Below are 16,693 nucleotides of genomic sequence, written 5' to 3'. Positions count from 1 at the left end.
CAGGGGGGAGACGGAAACAGCACGCACAGAGGAGCAAGGCGCATGAGCACCACCGGTAAGACGGTCACCACCGTCGACATCGACCGCAGCGACGCCGACTACCGGGCCTGGCTGAAAGAAGCCGTCCGCAAGGTCCAGGCGGACGCCAACCGCTCCGCCGACACGCACCTGCTGCGGTTCCCGCTCCCGGAGGAGTGGGGCATCGACCTCTACCTCAAGGACGAGTCCACCCACCCGACCGGCTCGCTCAAGCACCGCCTCGCCCGGTCGCTGTTCCTCTACGCGCTGTGCAACGGCTGGATCCGGCCCGGCCGCCCGGTGATCGAGGCCTCCTCCGGCTCCACCGCCGTCTCCGAGGCGTACTTCGCCAAGCTGATCGGGGTCCCGTTCATCGCCGTGATGCCGCGCACGACCAGCCCGGAGAAGTGCCGGCTGATCGAATTCCACGGCGGTGAATGCCACTTCGTCGACGACTCGATGAAGATGTACGAGGAGTCGGCGGTCCTGGCGGCGCAGACCGGCGGCCACTACATGGACCAGTTCACTTATGCCGAGCGCGCCACCGACTGGCGGGGCAACAACAACATCGCAGAATCGATTTACCAGCAGCTGCGCCTGGAGCGGTACCCCGAGCCCGCCTGGATCGTGGCCACCGCGGGCACCGGCGGCACCTCCGCGACCATCGCCCGCTACGTGCACTACATGCAGCACGACACCCGCATCTGCGTCCCGGACCCCGAGAACTCCTGCTTCTTCGACGGCTGGACGCACCACGACCCGGACGCGAGCAGCGACTGCGGCTCGCGCATCGAGGGCATCGGCCGCCCGCGCATGGAGCCGAGCTTCGTGCCCGGCGCGATCGACCGGATGATGAAGGTGCCGGACGCGGCGAGCGTCGCGGCCTGCCGCGCGCTGGAACGGGCCATCGGCCGCAAGGCGGGCGGCTCGACCGGCACCGGCCTGTGGAGCGCCCTGAAGATCATCGCGGAGATGGTGACGGAAGGCCGCACGGGCAGCGTCGTGACCCTGCTGTGCGACCCGGGCGACCGCTACCTCGACAAGTACTACTCGGACGAGTGGGTGGCCGCGCAGGGCCTCGACCTGGCCCCCTACACCAAGACCATCGAGACCCTGCTGGCCTCGGGCAGCTGGTACGAACCCGTGGCCTGACCGGGGCGGGACCGGGACGAACGGACTCTGGGCGGTGGCGGATTCGCTGGCTAGGCTGGGCGGACGCATGATCACGCCGAGCCCCGGGGGAGCCATGGCGGGTACGGACGGTACGGCGGGTACGAGCGACGGCCATGGCGGCCACGGCGGCGCGGCGCCCGGGACGCTGTGCTGCCCGCGGTGCGGACGCGAGGACCAGGTGACGGCGGTCCCCGCCGCCTACCTCGCCGCCAAGTCCACCATCCGCGACGAGTGGAGCGACGAGGACAACAACCGCAGGACGTCCGTCCGCGAGGCGAATTCGGCGCTGGCCAACGCCCTCGCCCCGGCGCCGAAGGAACCGGACACCGGTTCCGTCGGATGCTGGGGAGCCACCCTCGTCCTCGTCTCGATCGGCACGTTCGTGTGGGGCGCGATCGCGGGCGGCTGGTTCGGGCGCGAGTCCGGCGGCTGGTGGGTCGAACAGGACGGCGGCGACCGGCGGTTCGTGACCGAACTGCCCATGGCGTACCTCGCCTGGATCTCCGGGATCGCGATCCTGGCGGCCGTGGCGCTGTTCTGCGCCATGCTCCGCGTCGAGACCGCCCACCGCAGGCGGACCGCCGCGGGCCGGACCGCCGCCGAACGACTCTGGTCCGAGGGGTGGTTCTGCGCCCGGTGTGCGGGCGTGTACTTCGGCCGCACCGGCGAGGACCGCGGCCCCTCCCTGAACCTGCGGGACTTCCGGATCCGGGTGTGGGAGGCGGGCGGATACGGCGACCTGGTCGCCCGGCACCCGACGACCTGAAGCCCGCCGGGGCGTACGGACCCCCACTCACCCGCACGCACCTCCTGGGGGCTTACTTCCCCGCGGACCGCTCCGCCGCGGCCAGCCGGGCGTCCAGGGTCCGGACCGCCGTGCGGAACGAGTGCCCCAGCCCGGGCCGGGCGGCGGTCAGCCCTAGCCGGAACGGGGTGGAGCCGTCCGCCGCGAAGGTCCACTGGACCCGGGTGCCGGAGCCGGACGCGGTCAGCAGCCACTCCTCCAACAGGGCCCGCACACCGGGGACGTTGGTCCGGTCGACCCGGTAGGCGTACCGGCGCTCCGCGTCCGCCGCCATGATCGTCTCCTGGAAGCGCACCCCGCCCATCAGCTTGATCTCCCGCCCCGCCCCGCCGTGCGTCGGCCGCGCGAGGGACACCGCCCTGAACCAGGACGGCCAGCCCGTCACGTCCTCCGCCAGTGCCCGGTACACCGACTCCGGTGCGGCGGCCACCTCGGCCGTGAACACCAGGCGTATCGGGGCGGTTTCGGTGAAGTCCAGCCCCACGGGGCGCAGTCGTCGAGCCATGACGGAACTCCCAAGGTGGTGAGGGGAACGCTCGTGCGCGTCACCATATCTGTCTCATCGTCAGATGTCTGCGTCAGCCGTCCGGGTGCTGGGCAGCGCGCCCCGCGCGCGGGATGCTGGCGGGGTGACCGGGGCCGCTGCCGCCCCGAGAGTGGAGGCCACCGTGCCGGACATCCCCACGCCCCGTCCCCGCCCCGCCGCCCCGCCCGTCCCCGCGTCCGCATCCGTCCCCGCCACCACCGTCCCCATCCCGGTCCCCGCGCCCGAGTCGGCCGCCGCGCCGCCGCTCGCGCTCGAACTGCTGGTCCACGGGGTCGCGGGCGCCGCCCCCGGGGAACTCCTCGGCGATCCGCGCACCGTCCGCGTCACCGGGGACTCCACCGCCGCCGTCTTCCGGCGCACCGACGACGCGGACGCCGAGGCCCACCCCGAGCGCCACACCGGCCGCCCGGTGCCCGAGGTCTACTGCTGGTCCCGGCTCACCTCCGGGAACGGGGCCCGCGCGCTGTGGCTGCTGCTCCTGCCGTTCATGGTGGCCAACCTCGCCCACTGGGCCCGGCCGCCCGCGCCCGTTGGGGCCGTCCGCGCGGTGCGGGCGTACGGGGTGCTCGTACGGATCGTCGCGCTGAGCCTCACCGTGCTGCTGATCGCCGCCGCCTGCGAGGTCTCCCTGGACCTGTTCGCCTGGCAGTGCGCGGGCTCGGCGCGGTGCGCCGCGTCCCGCTCCTGGCTCGCGTTCCTCTCGCCCGGGCACGGCGGCTGGTGGTCGCAGCCCGGACGGCGCCTGGCCCTGGGCGCGCTGGTCCCGGCCGGACTGACCTGGCTCCTGTGGTACCTCTCGAACCGTACGTGGAGCGCCTACGAATCCCAGCCGCCGCCCCCGGCCGCACCCGAGCCGGACGAGGCCGAGGACGGCGTGGAGGGCGGCGCCCCCGCGCTCGGCCGCCCCGGATTCTGGTACGGACGACGGCTCGTGGCCCGGCTGCGCGCCGCCCACACCGCCGCCGGGCTGCTCACGGTGGCGGCGGCCGTCGCCGTCCCGACCCTGCGCCACGACGCGGCCGCGGGCGCGCTGCCCGCCGCGCCCGGGCGGACCGCGCAGGTCCTGCTCGTGGCCGGGGGCGTCGTCGTGCTCTGGGTGGTCTGCCGACGCGGGCGCACCGAATCCCGGGCCGACCACCGGCTCGACCGCGCCGTGGTCACCCTGCTGCCGGGCTGCGCGCTGGCCCTGCTGGCCGCCGTGCTCTGCTACGCCTGCTGGTCCCGGCCGGGCTGGACCTCTGCCGGGCGGCTCCCGGGGGACTTCGTCTTCGGGGCGCTCGCGCTGGCCCAGGGCGGCTGTGTGCTGGTCCTGTCGGCGGTCGCCGCGCACCTGCACCGCCGGGGCACCGGAGGCGCCCTGCGCGGGCTCGGCGGCCCCGCCGTGGCGATGCTCGGGTGCGCGCTCGGCGGGGTGATGTCCGGCGGGGTCGCGCAATGGGTGGGCGACTGGCTGGGGGCCACCGGCGGGACCGGCACCGGTACGGGGACCGCGGACGGCGCGGGCGCGGCGGGCGTGGCGGGCGGGACAGGTGCGGCGGGCGCGGCGGGGAGCGCCCCGGCGGGGGCCGCGGCGCTGGCCGGCCGGCTGGCCGACCCGGTGGCGGGGCCGGCGGCGGGCCCGATGGCCGGGCCGCCCGTGCTGCTGTCCTGGCAGGCCGCCGTACTGCCGCCGCTGCTCCTCGTGCTGCTGCTGGCCGCCTGCTGGTTCGGGGTGCGCGGCGCCCGCGCCCGGCGCGCGATGGCCGCGACCATCGCCGCCGAGTACCCCGGGGCCCGGCCCGACCGGGCGCGCAGCCGCCACATCGCGGGCGCCCGGGCCGCCGCCGCGCTCACCGACTCGGCGCCCTGGTTCGTCGGCGCGGTTTCCACCGTCACGCTGCTCCTCGGCGCGGGCGCCGTCGCCGGGGCCTGGCTCAGCGGGCAGGTCCCGGGCGAGGCCGCCCGGCACGCCACACCCGTCCTGGAGAGCGCCGCCCGGGGCGCGCAGGACGCCGGATCCTGGCTGGTCGGCTTCGGGTTCGTCCTCTTCGTCACCCTGGGCCGTCGCGCCTACAAGGACCCCTCCGCCCGCCGGACCATCGGCATCCTCTGGGACGTGGGCACCTTCTGGCCCCGCGCGGCGCACCCCTTCGCCCCGCCCTGCTACGCCGAGCGCGCCGTGCCCGACCTGACCTGGCGGATGACCACCTGGACCGACCGGACCGGCGGCCGACTGGTCATCTCCGGTCACTCCCAGGGCAGTGTGCTCGCGGCCGCCGCCGTCTGGCAGCTGCCGCCGCAGGTCCGCCGCCGGGTCGCGCTGCTGACCTACGGCTCACCGCTGGCCAGGCTCTACGGGCGCTGGTTCCCCGCCTACTTCGGGCCCGGCCCGCTCACCGCCCTGCACCGCGAGGTGGAGTGCTGGCGCAACCTCTGGCGCGCCACCGACCCGATCGGTGGCCCGGTCCTGGCGGCGGGGGAGCGGGCCACGGACGGGGGCGGACGGGACGTGGACCGCGCCGGACGGGACGTGGACCGGGGGCCGCTGGCCGACCCGGTCGCGTACGGACGTACCGCCCTGCACCCGCTGCCCGCACCGGTCCTCGGCCACTCCGACTACCAGGCGGACCCGGCCTTCGCCGCCGAACGTGCCGCCCTGCTGGCCCGGCTGGCCCTCGCGGACCTACCGGGCCAGGGGTTCAGCAAGGAGCCGACAGCAGCGGAAGGTCCGCCGCGAACAGCAGGGTGAGGTCGTCCGTGGTCGGTTCGGCCAGCTGGGCCACCCGCCCCGCGTGCCGCTCGACCATCGACTCGAAGGTCTGGCGGGCGGTGCGGCCGTTGCCGAAGGCCGGGCCCTTCGGCAGCTCCGTGAAATACGCCAGCAGGGCCTCGGTCGTGCCCTCTCCGAGGCGGTACTCGTGCTCCTCCGCCTGCTGTTCCACGATCCGCAGCAGCTCTCCCGGGCCGTAGTCCCCGAAGGTGATGGTCCGGGAGAACCGCGAGGCCACCCCGGGGTTGACGGTCAGGAAGCGGTCCATCTCCGCCGTGTACCCGGCGACGATGACCACCACCGCCTCCCGGTGGTCCTCCATCAGCTTCACCAGGGTGTCGATCGCCTCGCGCCCGAAGTCCCGGCCCGAGTCCTCCGGGGCCAGCGCATACGCCTCGTCGATGAAGAGCACCCCGCCCCGGGCCCGGTCGAAGGCCTCCTGGGTACGGATCGCAGTGGAACCGATGTGCTCGCCGACCAGGTCCACCCGGGACACCTCGACCAGGTGGCCGCGCTCCAGCACGCCGAGCGAGGCCAGGATCTCCCCGTACAGCCGGGCGACGGTGGTCTTGCCCGTGCCGGGGGAGCCGGTGAAGACCAGGTGGCGGCGCACGGAGGCGGCCTTGAGGCCCGCCCGCTGGCGCCGGCGGCCCACCTCGATCATGTCGGTCAGGGCGCGGACCTCGCGCTTGACGCTGTCCAGGCCCACGAGGGCGTCGAGCTGCCCGAGCACCTCACCGGAACCGCGGCCCGCGGCGTCGGGCTGGCCCTCGCCGTCCCCGGCCCGCTGGCCCGGAACCGCGGCCTCCGGGTGGGCCGCGCGAGCCCCCGCGGCCCCCGCGCCCGCCGCAACCGCCGCTGCCGCCGTGGTCGTTGTCGCCGCCGGTACGCCGCCCCGCGCGCCCGCGCCGGCCCCGGCTCCCGCGCCGCCGCTCGCCGAGGACGCCGTGCCCAGGACCCCGGCGCGCACACCGGCCTCGTCGCTCGTGCAGCCCTCGGCGAGAGGGCCGTCCTCGGCGAACTCGTAGCCCCCGCGCGCGCACCGCTCGGTGTGGCAGCGGGTCAGCGAGGTCCGGCAGCCGTCGAGGACGTGGAAGCCGAAGCCCGAGCTGCCGCTCACCCGGCAGGCGTGGAAGGTGCCCCGGCCGCCCGCCGACACGTAGAACCCGGCCTCGGTGGCGGAACTGACGGTGCACCGCTCCAGCGCGGGATCGGCGCCCTTGGTGACGATCACGCCCGTCTGCACCGAGTCGATGGTGCAGTTGGCCAGGGTGCCGCCGCTCCCGTGGTCGCGGAACCAGGCCCCGGTCGCCGCCTCCCGGATCCGGCAGTCGTCGAGCTGCGCGGTGGCGCCGTCGCTGACCGACACGGCGGTGTTGCGCACCTGGGACAGATCGCTGTCGACCACATCGGCGCGCGAGCCCCGGTCCAGCACGAAGAGCGCGTCCGGCACGTCGTGTACCCGGCACGAGTCGAGGGAAGCGCTCGCCCCGTCGCTGATCCAGACCGCCGGATAGTCGCCCGTACTGTCATGGATCTCGCAGGAGTCGGCGTCCACCCGGGTCCCCGGATCCCACACCGACAGGCCGTTGCGCCCGAACCGGCGCACGGTGGTGCGGCTCAGCGTCAGCACCGAACGGGAGCGCAGGTCCACCGCGTTCTCGGGGATGTCGTGGATGTCGCAGCCCGCGAGGGTCAGCACGGCGTCGGTGTCCAGGGTGACCCCGTCCGCCGAGGTGCGGTGCACCGAGCAGTCGGTGAGCCGCGCCGTGGCCCGGGCGGCGATCTGCACGCCGGTGCCCTTGATCTCGTACACCTCGCAGCCCAGCGCGTCCAGGCCCGAGCCCTCGCCGGTGACGCCGATGCCCGCGCCGGTGCTGTGGTGGATCCGGCAGCGCTCCAGACGGGGATGGCCGCCGCCGCGCACCGAGACGCCGGTCTGCCCGGCGGCCACCACCTCGCACTCCTCGAACACCCCGCCGCCGCCGTCGATCACGGAGATGCCGACGCCCGTCGGGTTCTCGACGGTGCACCGGCGCACCACCGGCCGGGCCCCGCCGCGCACTTCGATGCCGGCCGCGGACCGGGTGCTCACCCGCAGGTCGGTCAGTTCCGGGGCGCCGTCCTCGACGAGCAGCGCGGGCGCGGCCCGGTCCTGCCCCTCCAGGTGCAGATCCTGGACGATCGCCGAGGCCCGGACGGTCAGCGCCACCCCGTCGGGCGGGGCGATGCGCACCGACCCCAGACCGCCCTCGGGCCCGCGCAGGGTGACGGCATGGTGCAGCACCAGGTTCTCGCGGTAGGTGCCGGGGGCGATGGACAGGACGTCGCCGTCACCCGCGGCGGCGAGCGCGGCGGTCAGCGTCGGATACTCACCGGAGCGGCGCCGCCATCGAGAAGGCCCGCCGTGCGTCACCTGGACCGTGCCCTGTGCCATCGTGCTGCCGTGCCCCCACCCTCGTGCTCGTGCCGAAGCGACTGAACCGGCCGTGGACGGCCCGCGTTCGCGACCGTGTCCGCACCGGCCGGTCCACCGTAGCGCGCGCGGGCCCGGTGAGTTGCCAGGTCAGCTGCCCGCGCCCGCCCGGCCCCAGTCGGGTCCGGCCGCCGCCCAGGCCCTGTCCAGCCGCGTGTACCGCCGATGCATGAGGCGGCGTACGACCATGCGCCGGAGCGTTTCCACCAGCGCGGCCGCGCCGATCGCGGCGGCCAGGCCCGCCAGCCCGGCGTGCACGGCGGCCGTGGAGGGGTCCAGCGGACGCCCCACGACCCGGCCCTGGGTGTCGGTCCATATCCGGAACCGATCGCCCGGGTGCGGTGGTTCCTGCGCGGCCGGGACGGTCCCCTGGTGACTGGTGCCGTCGGGCGCGGTCCACGCGGCGACGATCTGGGTCCGCTGCGGTGACTGCCGCTGCGCGGCGGGGTCGGCGGACGCCCCGCCGAGGGAATCAGCGGCGGGCCGGACCACGACCGCGGGGATCAGATACCGGTCCTGCCGCTGTTCGCGCACGGCGCGCTGCAAGGTCACGTCCACCCGCAGTCCGGCCGTCCAGCCGACGGCCGGAACCACCACCAGCACACACACGAGGGCGGCGAACGCCACCCACGCCTCGATCAGATCCGTCGGCCGGCGCAGCGGATTGCGCCGCCAACGCCAGACTCCCATTGCCGTCCACACGGTCGGGCACCCCCTTGCCTCCGTCTGCCTGCGCGTCCAAGCCTCGCCCATGTCCCGTGGACGCGCATTCCGGGACTCGCGAGACGTGTGTCACCCGATCCGGTGGTCAGCCGGACGACGGGTGGGCACGCGTCCCATTCGGCACAACGGCACCGCGGGGCCGCTCGGTTCCCGATCCCGCCGGGAGCCGCCCGAAGGTGTCAGTCCGGATCCGGCCGGGCCGGCCCGGTCCCCTCCGGGCGGGTCGGCCCAGCCTCGTTCCGGAGGCTCGGGCCCGCCTGGTGTGCCGCTCGCGTGTGCCTCGCGTGTGCCGCTCGTGCGGGCGGTCAGTCGAGGATCCGGACCTCGTCGCCGACCCGGACCGTCCCGGTGCGGACGGGCACCAGCAGCCGTCCGAAGGCCAGCGACTTCCCGATCCGCCGGTGCCGGGCCAGGGTCTTGAGCGGTTCCTTGCCGCGCTCGGCCGTCAGCTGGTCGGTGGTGGTGATCACGCACCGGCCGCACTCGCGGACCCCGCGGAAGACCGCGTCCCCGATCTCGATGCGCTGCCACCCGTCCTCGGCCCAGGCCGCTGCCCCGGACACCACCACATTGGGGCGGAAACGATTCATCGGGAGCGGGCCCTCATCCGGGTGATCGCCCTGGGCGATCAGGTCGTTGAGCGCGTCCAGCGACGCGAGGGTGGCCACCAGCAGCGGGTATCCGTCGGCGAGGCTCACCGTCTCGCCCGGCAGTGCGTGGTCCGGGTCCACGGGCCGCCGTACGGCCGGGTCGTCGAGGTGCACCAGCCGGGCCGGGAAGCCGAGGTACTCGCTGAACCAGGCGTGCCCGGCCCCGTCCGCGACGACGGTGTCGATCTTCTTCCCGAACAGCACGACGGGCTCCAGCGGCCCCGGCGCGGGCGGTTCCACCACCGTCGTCGCCAGTCCGGGAGCCGACAGCGCGACCCCGCCGCTCCCCAGCGGGCGGGCCGCGGCCAACGCCAGGCGCGGCTGCTGGCGTTGGGTGATGACATTGCCCTCGGTGTCGATCACCGCCCAGCGCCGGTCTCCGGAAAGACCCCAGGGCTCCACGGCCACCTCATCAGGAGAGGTCCCCGCTACCGATTTGACGGGATGGACGTGGAGCGCCTGGACGCGCAAGGAGGTCATGGGGGCCATCATTCCAGCCGCCCCCGGAGGCTTACCAGCGGGTATCCGCCGCGGGCGCCCTCAGTATCCGCGCCCCTGGTACGGGCGGCCGTACTGGTCCTCGTACCCGGAGGGCATGCCGGACGGAACCGGCGCCGCCGCCTGCATCGGCCGCGGTGCGGCCGGGCGCATGGCCTCGTAACCGGAAGCCGTGGCGACCGGCCGGGGCTGCTGCTGCGGCGCGTACCCGCTGCGGGCGCCGGGCTGCTGCTGCGGGATGTACGGCGCGGGCGCGTGGTGCAGCGGCATGGGCTGCGGAGCGCCCTGCTGCTGGTACGGGTAGCCGTAGGCGGGCTGCTGCGGCGAGGGGGCCGCGGGCAGGGCGGGCAGGGCCGACGGCAGCGCGGGCAGGTAACCGCCCGAGTAGCCGCCGTTGTTGCCCTGGGGGGCGTTGTGCCCCTGGTAGCCGCCGCCCATGGAGTCATAGGCGGCCGGTACCCGGATGGGCGCGATCTGGGGGGTGCCGCGTTCGGCGACGAGCGAGTCGTAGATGGGGGTGTCCGTGAAGGAGGGCGCGGAGTAGTAACCGCCGCCATAAGTGGAGCGGGGGGAGGTCATGGCACATAAGTTAAGCCCACGACTTCACGGGGTCCATAGCGAGGGCCCGTCAACACCGCGCTGACCTGCATCTTCGCAGGTCAGCGCCCCAGCTTTCACTTGACGTTCACGTGCACGATTCGTCGCTTCCACCCCAGCTTGTTCGTACTCGTGCACTCCTGACGGGGAGTCGGGTGAAACCGCGTCACATCGCTGTGACCTCGGATGACGCGGGTTCAGGCCAGGGCCGGGCGCGTTTCAGGCGTCGCTGGGGCGGGCATAGGTGCGGCCCTTCCACGCGGCGCCGCGCCCGCGGTAGTGCTGGACGGCCGAGTCGACCGTCATCAGCAGGTAGAGCAGGGCCGTCAGCGGCAGAAGCGGAGCGAGCACCGCCGACTGCCGGTAGTAGCGCAGCATCGGCAGATACGTACCGGCCATCAGCAGCCAGGCCGCGGCGCCCGCCCACGCCGCCACGGGCCGCCCCGTCAGCAGACCCGCGCAGCAGGTCACCGGGGGCGCGAGGTACACGAGCGCCAGCCCCGCCACCGTCCCGGCCAGCAGCAGGGGCTGGTGGCGCAGCTGCGCGTAGGCGCTGCGCGAGACCATCCGCCACAGGTCCCCGAGCCCCGAGTACGGGCGTACGCTGTCCACCCGCTCCGCCAGCCCCAGCCAGATCCGGCCACCGCTGCGCCGCACGGCGCGGGCGAGGGACACGTCGTCGATCACCGCCTGGCGGATCGACTCCGGTACGCCCGCCCGTACGGCCGCCTCCGTGCGCAGCAGCACGCACCCGCCCGCCGCGGCGGCGGTCCGCCCCGCCGGGCGGTTGATCCAGCGGAAGGGGTACAGCTGGGCGAAGAAGTAGACGAAGGCCGGTACGACCAGACGCTCCCAGAAGCTGACGACCCGCAGCCGCGCCATCAGCGACACCAGGTCGAGGTCCGCCGAGACCGCGGCCGAGACCAGCTCGCGCAGGCTGTCGGGCTCGTGCGCGATGTCCGCGTCGGTGAGCAGCAGGTACTCCGGCGCCCCGGCCGGCGCGCCGCGGGCCAGGCCGATCCCGTGGCGCACCGCCCACAGCTTGCCCGTCCACCCGGCCCCGGGCTCGCCGGGGGAGCAGACGGTGAGCGGCAGCCCGGGGTGCTCGCGGGCGAGGGCCAGCGCGAGCGCGCCCGTACCGTCGGTGCTCCCGTCGTCGACGAGGAACACCTCGGCCTCGCCGGGGTAGTCCTGCGCGAGCAGCGACGGCAGGCTCAGCGGCAGCACCCCCGCCTCGTCCCGGGCGGGCACGACGACGGCCACGGAGGGCCACCGGGCGGGCGGGGTGCGCGGCGGCAGGCGGACGTCGGTCCGCCAGAACATGCCCTGGCCGAAGGTGAGCCAGAGCCAGACGGCGAGCGATGCGCAGGCGGCGATGCCGAGGGGGCCCATCCCCGCAGTGTGCCGAAAGTCGCCGCGCCTGTCGCGCACCGACGCCGGTCCGCCGCGGCCCGGGGCCGGCCCGGGGCCCGGGACGTGGCCCACGGCGCCCGGCGCACGGGCTCCGGCGTCCGGAAAGGGGGCGTGGCGGGTGGGCCGGGGGCGGGGGTCGATTAAGGTGACCAAGTGAAGATCGCGCTCATGGACTCCGGCATCGGCCTCCTCGCGGCGGCCGCCGCGATGCGACGGCTGCGGCCGGACGCCGACCTGGTCCTCTCCTCCGACCCCGACGGCATGCCCTGGGGTCCCCGTACCCCCGCCGACCTCACCGGCCGGGCGCTGGAGGTCGCGCGCGCCGCGGCCGAGCTGCGCCCACGTGCGCTGATCGTCGCCTGCAACACCGCCTCCGTGCACTCCCTGCCCACCCTGCGGGCGGCGCTGGAGCCCGGCATTCCCGTCGTCGGCACGGTCCCCGCGATCAAGCCCGCCGCGGCCCGCGGCGGCAAGGTCGCCATCTGGGCCACCCCGGCCACCACCGGCAGCCCCTACCAGCGAGGCCTGATCCGCGACTTCGCCGCGGGCGTCCGGGTCACCGAGGTGCCCTGCCCCGGACTGGCCGACGCGGTCGAGCACGGGGACGAGGAGGCCGTCGTACGGGCCGTCGCCGCGGCCGCCGCGCTGACCCCGCCGGACGTCACCGACGTGGTCCTCGGCTGCACGCACTACGAACTCGTCGAGGCCCCCATCCGGGCCGCGCTCGCCGCCCGCACCGGCGGCGCCGCACTCGTCTACCACGGCTCGGCCGAGCCCGTCGCCGCGCAGGCGCTGCGCCGCATCGGCGCCCGCCCCGAGCCGGGCCTGCCGCGCACCGGCACCCTGACGGTGCTGCACAGCGGCCGCCCCGGGGATCTCCCCGCCGCCGCCCTCGGGTACGCGGAAGGGCGACTGCTCGCAGCGGCGGCCCAGGACGCGCCCGCCGGCCGCTGACGCGGGTCGCCGACGCGGGCCGCCGACGCGGGCCGGGCGTGCGGCCACAGCGCTAGGCCGCGGGCGGCCCGGCGGCGAGCGCCGTCGCGAGGTCCCGCAGCGCGCGGGCGTCCAGCACCCGGCCGCCGTATCCGGGCAGCGGTACGTGCAGCGGGCCGGTCCACCGCTCGGGGATCGCCCCGGCCCCGTGGACCGCGCCCGCCAGGATCCCCGTCACCGCGGCCACCGTGTCCGTGTCCCCGCCGACGTCCACGGCCGCCCGTAGCGCCTCCTCGAACCCGCCGGTCGTCCGCAACGCCCACACCGCCGTCCCCAGACACGGCCACACCGCTCCGTTGAACTCAGTGGCCAGGCCGGGGTACCAGTCGGGTGCGAGGACCCGGGCGTAACGCTCCCGGTGGGCCGGGGCCACCTCGGCGAGCACCCCTGGGAGGGCCGCGAGCGGATCGGCGCCCGCCAGGGCGGTCCGCACCAGCTCGTGCAGCACCGCCGTGCCCTCCCAGGCCGCCCCGTCGCCGTGCGTGAGCCCCGCGATCCGCCGGGCGGCGTCCATCGTGGCGCTCCGTCCGGCCCGGGCGAAGTACACCGCGGAGGTCGAGGCCCGCATCAGGGAACCATTGCCCGCGGCCCGGGCGTTGATCTGGAAGTGCAGCGCAGCGGCGAGATCCCAGGGCTCGCCGTTGGTCAGCACGTCCTCCGTCTGCAGTCCGATGTCCTTCGGTTCGCCCGCCGCCCACCGCTGGAACCGGCCGAAGACGTCGGGCAGTTGGAGCCCGCCGTGCTCCAGCAGCGATTCGCCGACGAGGACGGCCATCTGGGTGTCATCGGTCGCCTCGCCCGGATCCCAGCCGCCGCCTCCGCACATCTCCCCGCCCCCGCCGGGCGTCGGGAAGCGTGCCGAGAACGCGCCCTCGGGCCCGAACTCGAAAGGCGCTCCCAACGCGTCCCCGACCGCCGAGCCGAGGACCGCACCCACCGCCCGGTCGGTGCGGGGCGTCGCGCTCACGGGGTGGGTTCCGTCCGCGCGGGCGGGCATACGGCGTCCAGCACGCCCCGGGCGAAACCGTCCAGGTCGTCCAGCCCGGCGGCGGTCAGCGTCTGCGGCGCGCCCGCCAGTAGCTGCGGGACCGCCCCGTGCAGGGCGAGCGTGAGCGCCCGGGCCCGCTCCGCCGTCGCGGGCAGCCCCGCCGTGCGCAGCAACGCGGCGTGGGCCGCGAAGTCGGCAGTGGCGATCGGGTCCAGCAGCGCCGCCAGCCAGGGCCGCCGGGCGGCCTCGGTCCGCAGTTCCAGGTACGCGAGCACGCGCGGGCGTCCGGGGCCCGCCGCATCGCGCAGCAGCCCGGCGAACAGTGCGGCCAGCCCGGCCCGGTCGGTGGGCCCGGGCCCCGCCCCCGCCAGGGCGTCCGCCAGCTCGCGGTACCGCTCCAGGCACCGCTCGGCCACGGCCCGCAGCAGCGCGTCCCGGGTCGGGAAGTAGTTCTTGGCCGTGCCGAGCGGCACCCCCGCGACCGCGTCGACGGCCCGGTGCGTCAGCCCGCGCCCGCCCGCCTCCGCCAGCACGTCGATCGCCGCGTCCCGCAGCAGGTCTCTCCGGTCCTGATTCACCGTGACAGCTTAACCACACCTGTGGTACCGCAGATGTGGCACTACCGGCTCCGCGCCTGGCCGCACCAACTGGTACGCGACCTTCCCCGGGGCCCCGTTCCCACCGCCCGGCGCCCGGCCCTGCGCGCCGCGCTGATCCGGCCGCTGCCGGGGTGAGCCGCACGTTTGCCCGGTGCGGGGGCGGACAGACGCCGTACGCGGACCGGTCGTCCGCCAAAGGGCCGAGAGGCGGTGGCGCGCGTGCGGAACGTGAGTACGCTGCTACACATGACGGACCACCCTCCGGGCCCGCTCTGGACCGGCCGGGCCTCCAACCGCGTGCAGTGGCTGATCGCCGCCGCCGGCGCGGCCTGCCTGGCGCTCGGCATCGAACTCGCCGTCGACTCCGCGTGGACCGCCGGGATCATCCCGCTGGTGATGTCGGTGGTCGGCTGTCTCGCGGTCGGGCTGCTGATCCTCTACGGCACCCTCGCCTTCGTCCACGTCGCCGTCACCGTCGACTCCGAGAACATGGACGTGCGCTGCGGCCACATAGGGCTGCCGCGCCGCCGGATCCGGCTCTCCGAGGTGACCGCGGCCGAGTTCGTGCCCCGGATCACCCCGCAGCAGTGGGGCGGCTGGGGCTACCGCTGGCGGCCCGACAAGGGCACGGCCGTCGTCGTCCGGCGCGGCGAGGGCGTCGAACTGCGGCTCGGGGACGGCAAGCTCTTCACCGTCACGGTCGACGACGCGGAGAACGCGGTCCGGGTCATCCGTACGCACCTGCGCGCCCTCACGCGCTGAGCGGCCTCGGGCCAGGTCCCCGCCCGCTGCCCCGCGCGCCCTCGCGGGCTCCCGCTCAGCCGGGCGACGTACACTCCGCCAGATGAGCAGCAGCGCCACCCGTGCGGTCGAGAACGAACCCCCCGTCGAGTCCTCCGGGGACCAGGTGTCCCCACGGGCGCGCCGGATCGCCTGGCTGCTGCGGGCCGGCGGCTCGGTGGCCGCCGGGGTGCTCCTGTACCTGAGCTTCCCGCCCCGGCCCCTGTGGTGGCTGGCCCCCTTCGCCTTCGCCCTGCTCGGCTGGTGCCTCCAGGTCCGTCGGGCGCGCGCCGGATTCGGGTACGGGCTGCTTGCCGGGCTCGGGTTCATGCTGCCGCTGCTCCACTGGACCGGGGAGGAGGTCGGCCCGGTCCCGTGGCTGGCCCTCGCGGTGCTGGAGGCGCTGTTCGTCGGGCTCACCGGGCTCGGGATCACTCTGGTCCGGCGGCTCCCCGGATGGCCCCTGTGGGCCGCCGCGGTCTGGGTCGCGGGCGAGGCGGTCCGGGCCCGCATCCCGTTCGGCGGTTTCCCCTGGGGCAAGATCGCCTTCGGGCAGGCCGACGGGTTCTTCCTGCCCCTCGCGGCCCTCGGCGGCACCCCGCTGGTCGGCTTCGCCGTGGCCCTGTGCGGATTCGGGCTGTACGAGGCCCTGCGCATCGCCCGGCACCGCCCGAAGGCTTCCGGGGCCGCCATCACCGCGTCCGTCGCCGCGCTGAGCGTCGTCGTACCGCTCGCCCTGGCCCTCGCCGCGAAACCGCTGGTCTCCGACGCGGCCGAGGACGGCACCGCCGTGGCCGCCGTCATCCAGGGCAACGTCCCGACCATAGGGCTCGATTTCAACTCCCAGCGCCGCGCGGTCCTCGACAACCACGCCAAGCGCACGCTCCAGCTCGCCGCCGACGTCCGGGCGGGCCGGGTGCCGAAGCCCGACTTCGTGGTCTGGCCGGAGAACTCCTCCGACCTCGACCCCTTCGCGGAGGCCGACGCCTACGCGGTGATCGACAACGCGGTCAAGGCCATCGGGGTGCCCGTGGCCATCGGCTCGGTGCTGGCCCCGGAGACCGGCCCGCTGCGCAACACCATGATCCTCTGGGACCCGGTCAAGGGCCCCACCTCCACCTACGACAAGCGCAAGATCCAGCCTTTCGGCGAACGCATGCCGATGCGCTCCTTCGTACGGATCTTCAGCTCCGACGTGGACCGCGTCCGGCGCGACTTCGGCCCCGGCAAGGAGCCGGGCGTCTTCGACATGGCGGGCAGCGGGGTCGGCATGGTCACCTGCTTCGAGGCCGCCTTCGACGACGCCGTGCGCTCCACCGTCCAGGCGGGCGCCCAGGTCATCGCCGTACCCAGCAACAACGCCACCTTCGGGCGCAGCGAGATGACCTACCAGCAGCTCGCCATGGACCGGGTCCGGGCCGTCGAGCACAGCCGGACCGTCCTCGTCCCCGTCACCAGCGGCGTCAGCGCCGTGATCCGCCCCGACGGCAAGGTCGTCCAGCAGACGAAGATGTTCACCGCGGACGCGCTGGTCGCCACCATCCCGCTGCGCTCTTCGCAGACCCCCGCCACCCGCTTCGGCCCGCTGCCGGAGTACGTCCTGCTCGCGATCGCGGCGGGCGGTTTCGGCTGGGTCCTGCTGCGCCGGATCAAGGCGCGGCGCGACGCGTCGTAGGGTCGGGGG

14 protein-coding genes are annotated in these 16,693 nt (G+C 75.2%); 6 read left to right on the top strand and 8 right to left on the bottom strand.

The window, feature by feature from the left end:
* Window positions 1-42: 42 nt before the first annotated feature.
* Window positions 43-1,170: a PLP-dependent cysteine synthase family protein gene (locus OHS33_RS04135; RefSeq protein ID WP_330329000.1), complete on the top strand. Its 1,128-nt coding sequence runs from the start codon at window positions 43-45 to the stop codon at window positions 1,168-1,170.
* Window positions 1,171-1,237: 67 nt separating this feature from the next.
* Entirely contained in the window at window positions 1,238-1,957 is a 720-nt protein-coding gene (locus tag OHS33_RS04130; protein WP_330328999.1) for a hypothetical protein, read from the top strand.
* A gap of 52 nt (window positions 1,958-2,009) precedes the next feature.
* On the opposite strand, the gene OHS33_RS04125 is transcribed toward OHS33_RS04130, so the two are convergent.
* On the bottom strand, window positions 2,010-2,501 hold the full coding sequence (locus OHS33_RS04125) for an SRPBCC family protein (protein ID WP_330328998.1): 492 nt from the start codon (window positions 2,499-2,501) through the stop codon (window positions 2,010-2,012).
* A 64-nt stretch (window positions 2,502-2,565) separates the two neighbouring features.
* Between OHS33_RS04125 and OHS33_RS04120 the strand changes: the two genes are divergently transcribed.
* Window positions 2,566-5,271 (top strand): hypothetical protein, encoded by a 2,706-nt coding sequence (locus tag OHS33_RS04120; protein WP_330328997.1) that lies wholly within the window; start codon window positions 2,566-2,568, stop codon window positions 5,269-5,271.
* Here OHS33_RS04120 and OHS33_RS04115 read toward each other — a convergent pair.
* The 5 genes from OHS33_RS04115 to OHS33_RS04095 all read right to left on the bottom strand — a co-directional run bounded on the left by OHS33_RS04115 (window position 5,222) and on the right by OHS33_RS04095 (window position 11,628).
* The gene (locus OHS33_RS04115; RefSeq protein WP_330328996.1) at window positions 5,222-7,729 is read right to left on the bottom strand and encodes a right-handed parallel beta-helix repeat-containing protein; all 2,508 of its coding nucleotides are present in this window, start codon (window positions 7,727-7,729) and stop codon (window positions 5,222-5,224) included. The genes OHS33_RS04120 and OHS33_RS04115 overlap by 50 nt on opposite strands.
* A gap of 129 nt (window positions 7,730-7,858) precedes the next feature.
* The gene (locus OHS33_RS04110; RefSeq protein ID WP_330328995.1) at window positions 7,859-8,458 is read right to left on the bottom strand and encodes an Rv1733c family protein; all 600 of its coding nucleotides are present in this window, start codon (window positions 8,456-8,458) and stop codon (window positions 7,859-7,861) included.
* Between the two features lie 338 nt (window positions 8,459-8,796).
* Window positions 8,797-9,621, bottom strand: a complete 825-nt coding sequence (locus tag OHS33_RS04105; protein WP_330328994.1) for an MOSC domain-containing protein — start codon at window positions 9,619-9,621, stop codon at window positions 8,797-8,799.
* A gap of 60 nt (window positions 9,622-9,681) precedes the next feature.
* Complete coding sequence (locus tag OHS33_RS04100) at window positions 9,682-10,218, bottom strand: DUF6643 family protein (RefSeq protein WP_330328993.1); 537 nt, start codon at window positions 10,216-10,218, stop codon at window positions 9,682-9,684.
* A 237-nt stretch (window positions 10,219-10,455) separates the two neighbouring features.
* Window positions 10,456-11,628 carry a glycosyltransferase gene (locus OHS33_RS04095; protein WP_330328992.1) on the bottom strand — a complete coding sequence of 391 codons (1,173 nt, stop codon included), beginning with the start codon at window positions 11,626-11,628 and terminating at the stop codon, window positions 10,456-10,458.
* A gap of 174 nt (window positions 11,629-11,802) precedes the next feature.
* On the opposite strand from OHS33_RS04095, the gene OHS33_RS04090 reads away from it, so the two are divergent.
* Complete coding sequence (locus OHS33_RS04090) at window positions 11,803-12,603, top strand: glutamate racemase (protein WP_330328991.1); 801 nt, start codon at window positions 11,803-11,805, stop codon at window positions 12,601-12,603.
* Between the two features lie 52 nt (window positions 12,604-12,655).
* Here the strand turns inward: OHS33_RS04090 and OHS33_RS04085 are convergent, their stop codons facing one another.
* Together OHS33_RS04085 and OHS33_RS04080 are read right to left on the bottom strand one after the other, a co-directional pair.
* Complete coding sequence (locus OHS33_RS04085) at window positions 12,656-13,639, bottom strand: ADP-ribosylglycohydrolase family protein (protein WP_443065212.1); 984 nt, start codon at window positions 13,637-13,639, stop codon at window positions 12,656-12,658.
* The gene (locus OHS33_RS04080; protein ID WP_330328989.1) at window positions 13,606-14,208 is read right to left on the bottom strand and encodes a TetR/AcrR family transcriptional regulator; all 603 of its coding nucleotides are present in this window, start codon (window positions 14,206-14,208) and stop codon (window positions 13,606-13,608) included. Before OHS33_RS04080 ends, OHS33_RS04085 begins: the two co-directional genes overlap by 34 nt.
* A 267-nt stretch (window positions 14,209-14,475) precedes the next feature.
* Here OHS33_RS04080 and OHS33_RS04075 point away from each other — a divergent pair, with 267 nt between their 5' ends.
* Window positions 14,476-14,991, top strand: a complete 516-nt coding sequence (locus OHS33_RS04075) for a hypothetical protein (RefSeq protein ID WP_330328988.1) — start codon at window positions 14,476-14,478, stop codon at window positions 14,989-14,991.
* Window positions 14,992-15,073: 82 nt separating this feature from the next.
* The gene (lnt, locus tag OHS33_RS04070) at window positions 15,074-16,684 is read left to right on the top strand and encodes an apolipoprotein N-acyltransferase (protein WP_330328987.1); all 1,611 of its coding nucleotides are present in this window, start codon (window positions 15,074-15,076) and stop codon (window positions 16,682-16,684) included.
* Window positions 16,685-16,693 lie beyond the last annotated feature (9 nt).

The sequence above is a fragment of the Streptomyces sp. NBC_00536 genome, from assembly GCF_036346295.1.
Lineage (GTDB): Bacteria > Actinomycetota > Actinomycetes > Streptomycetales > Streptomycetaceae > Streptomyces.
The sequence above is the reverse complement of the archived record's forward strand: the minus strand, read 5'-3'. Positions and strand labels throughout refer to the sequence as shown.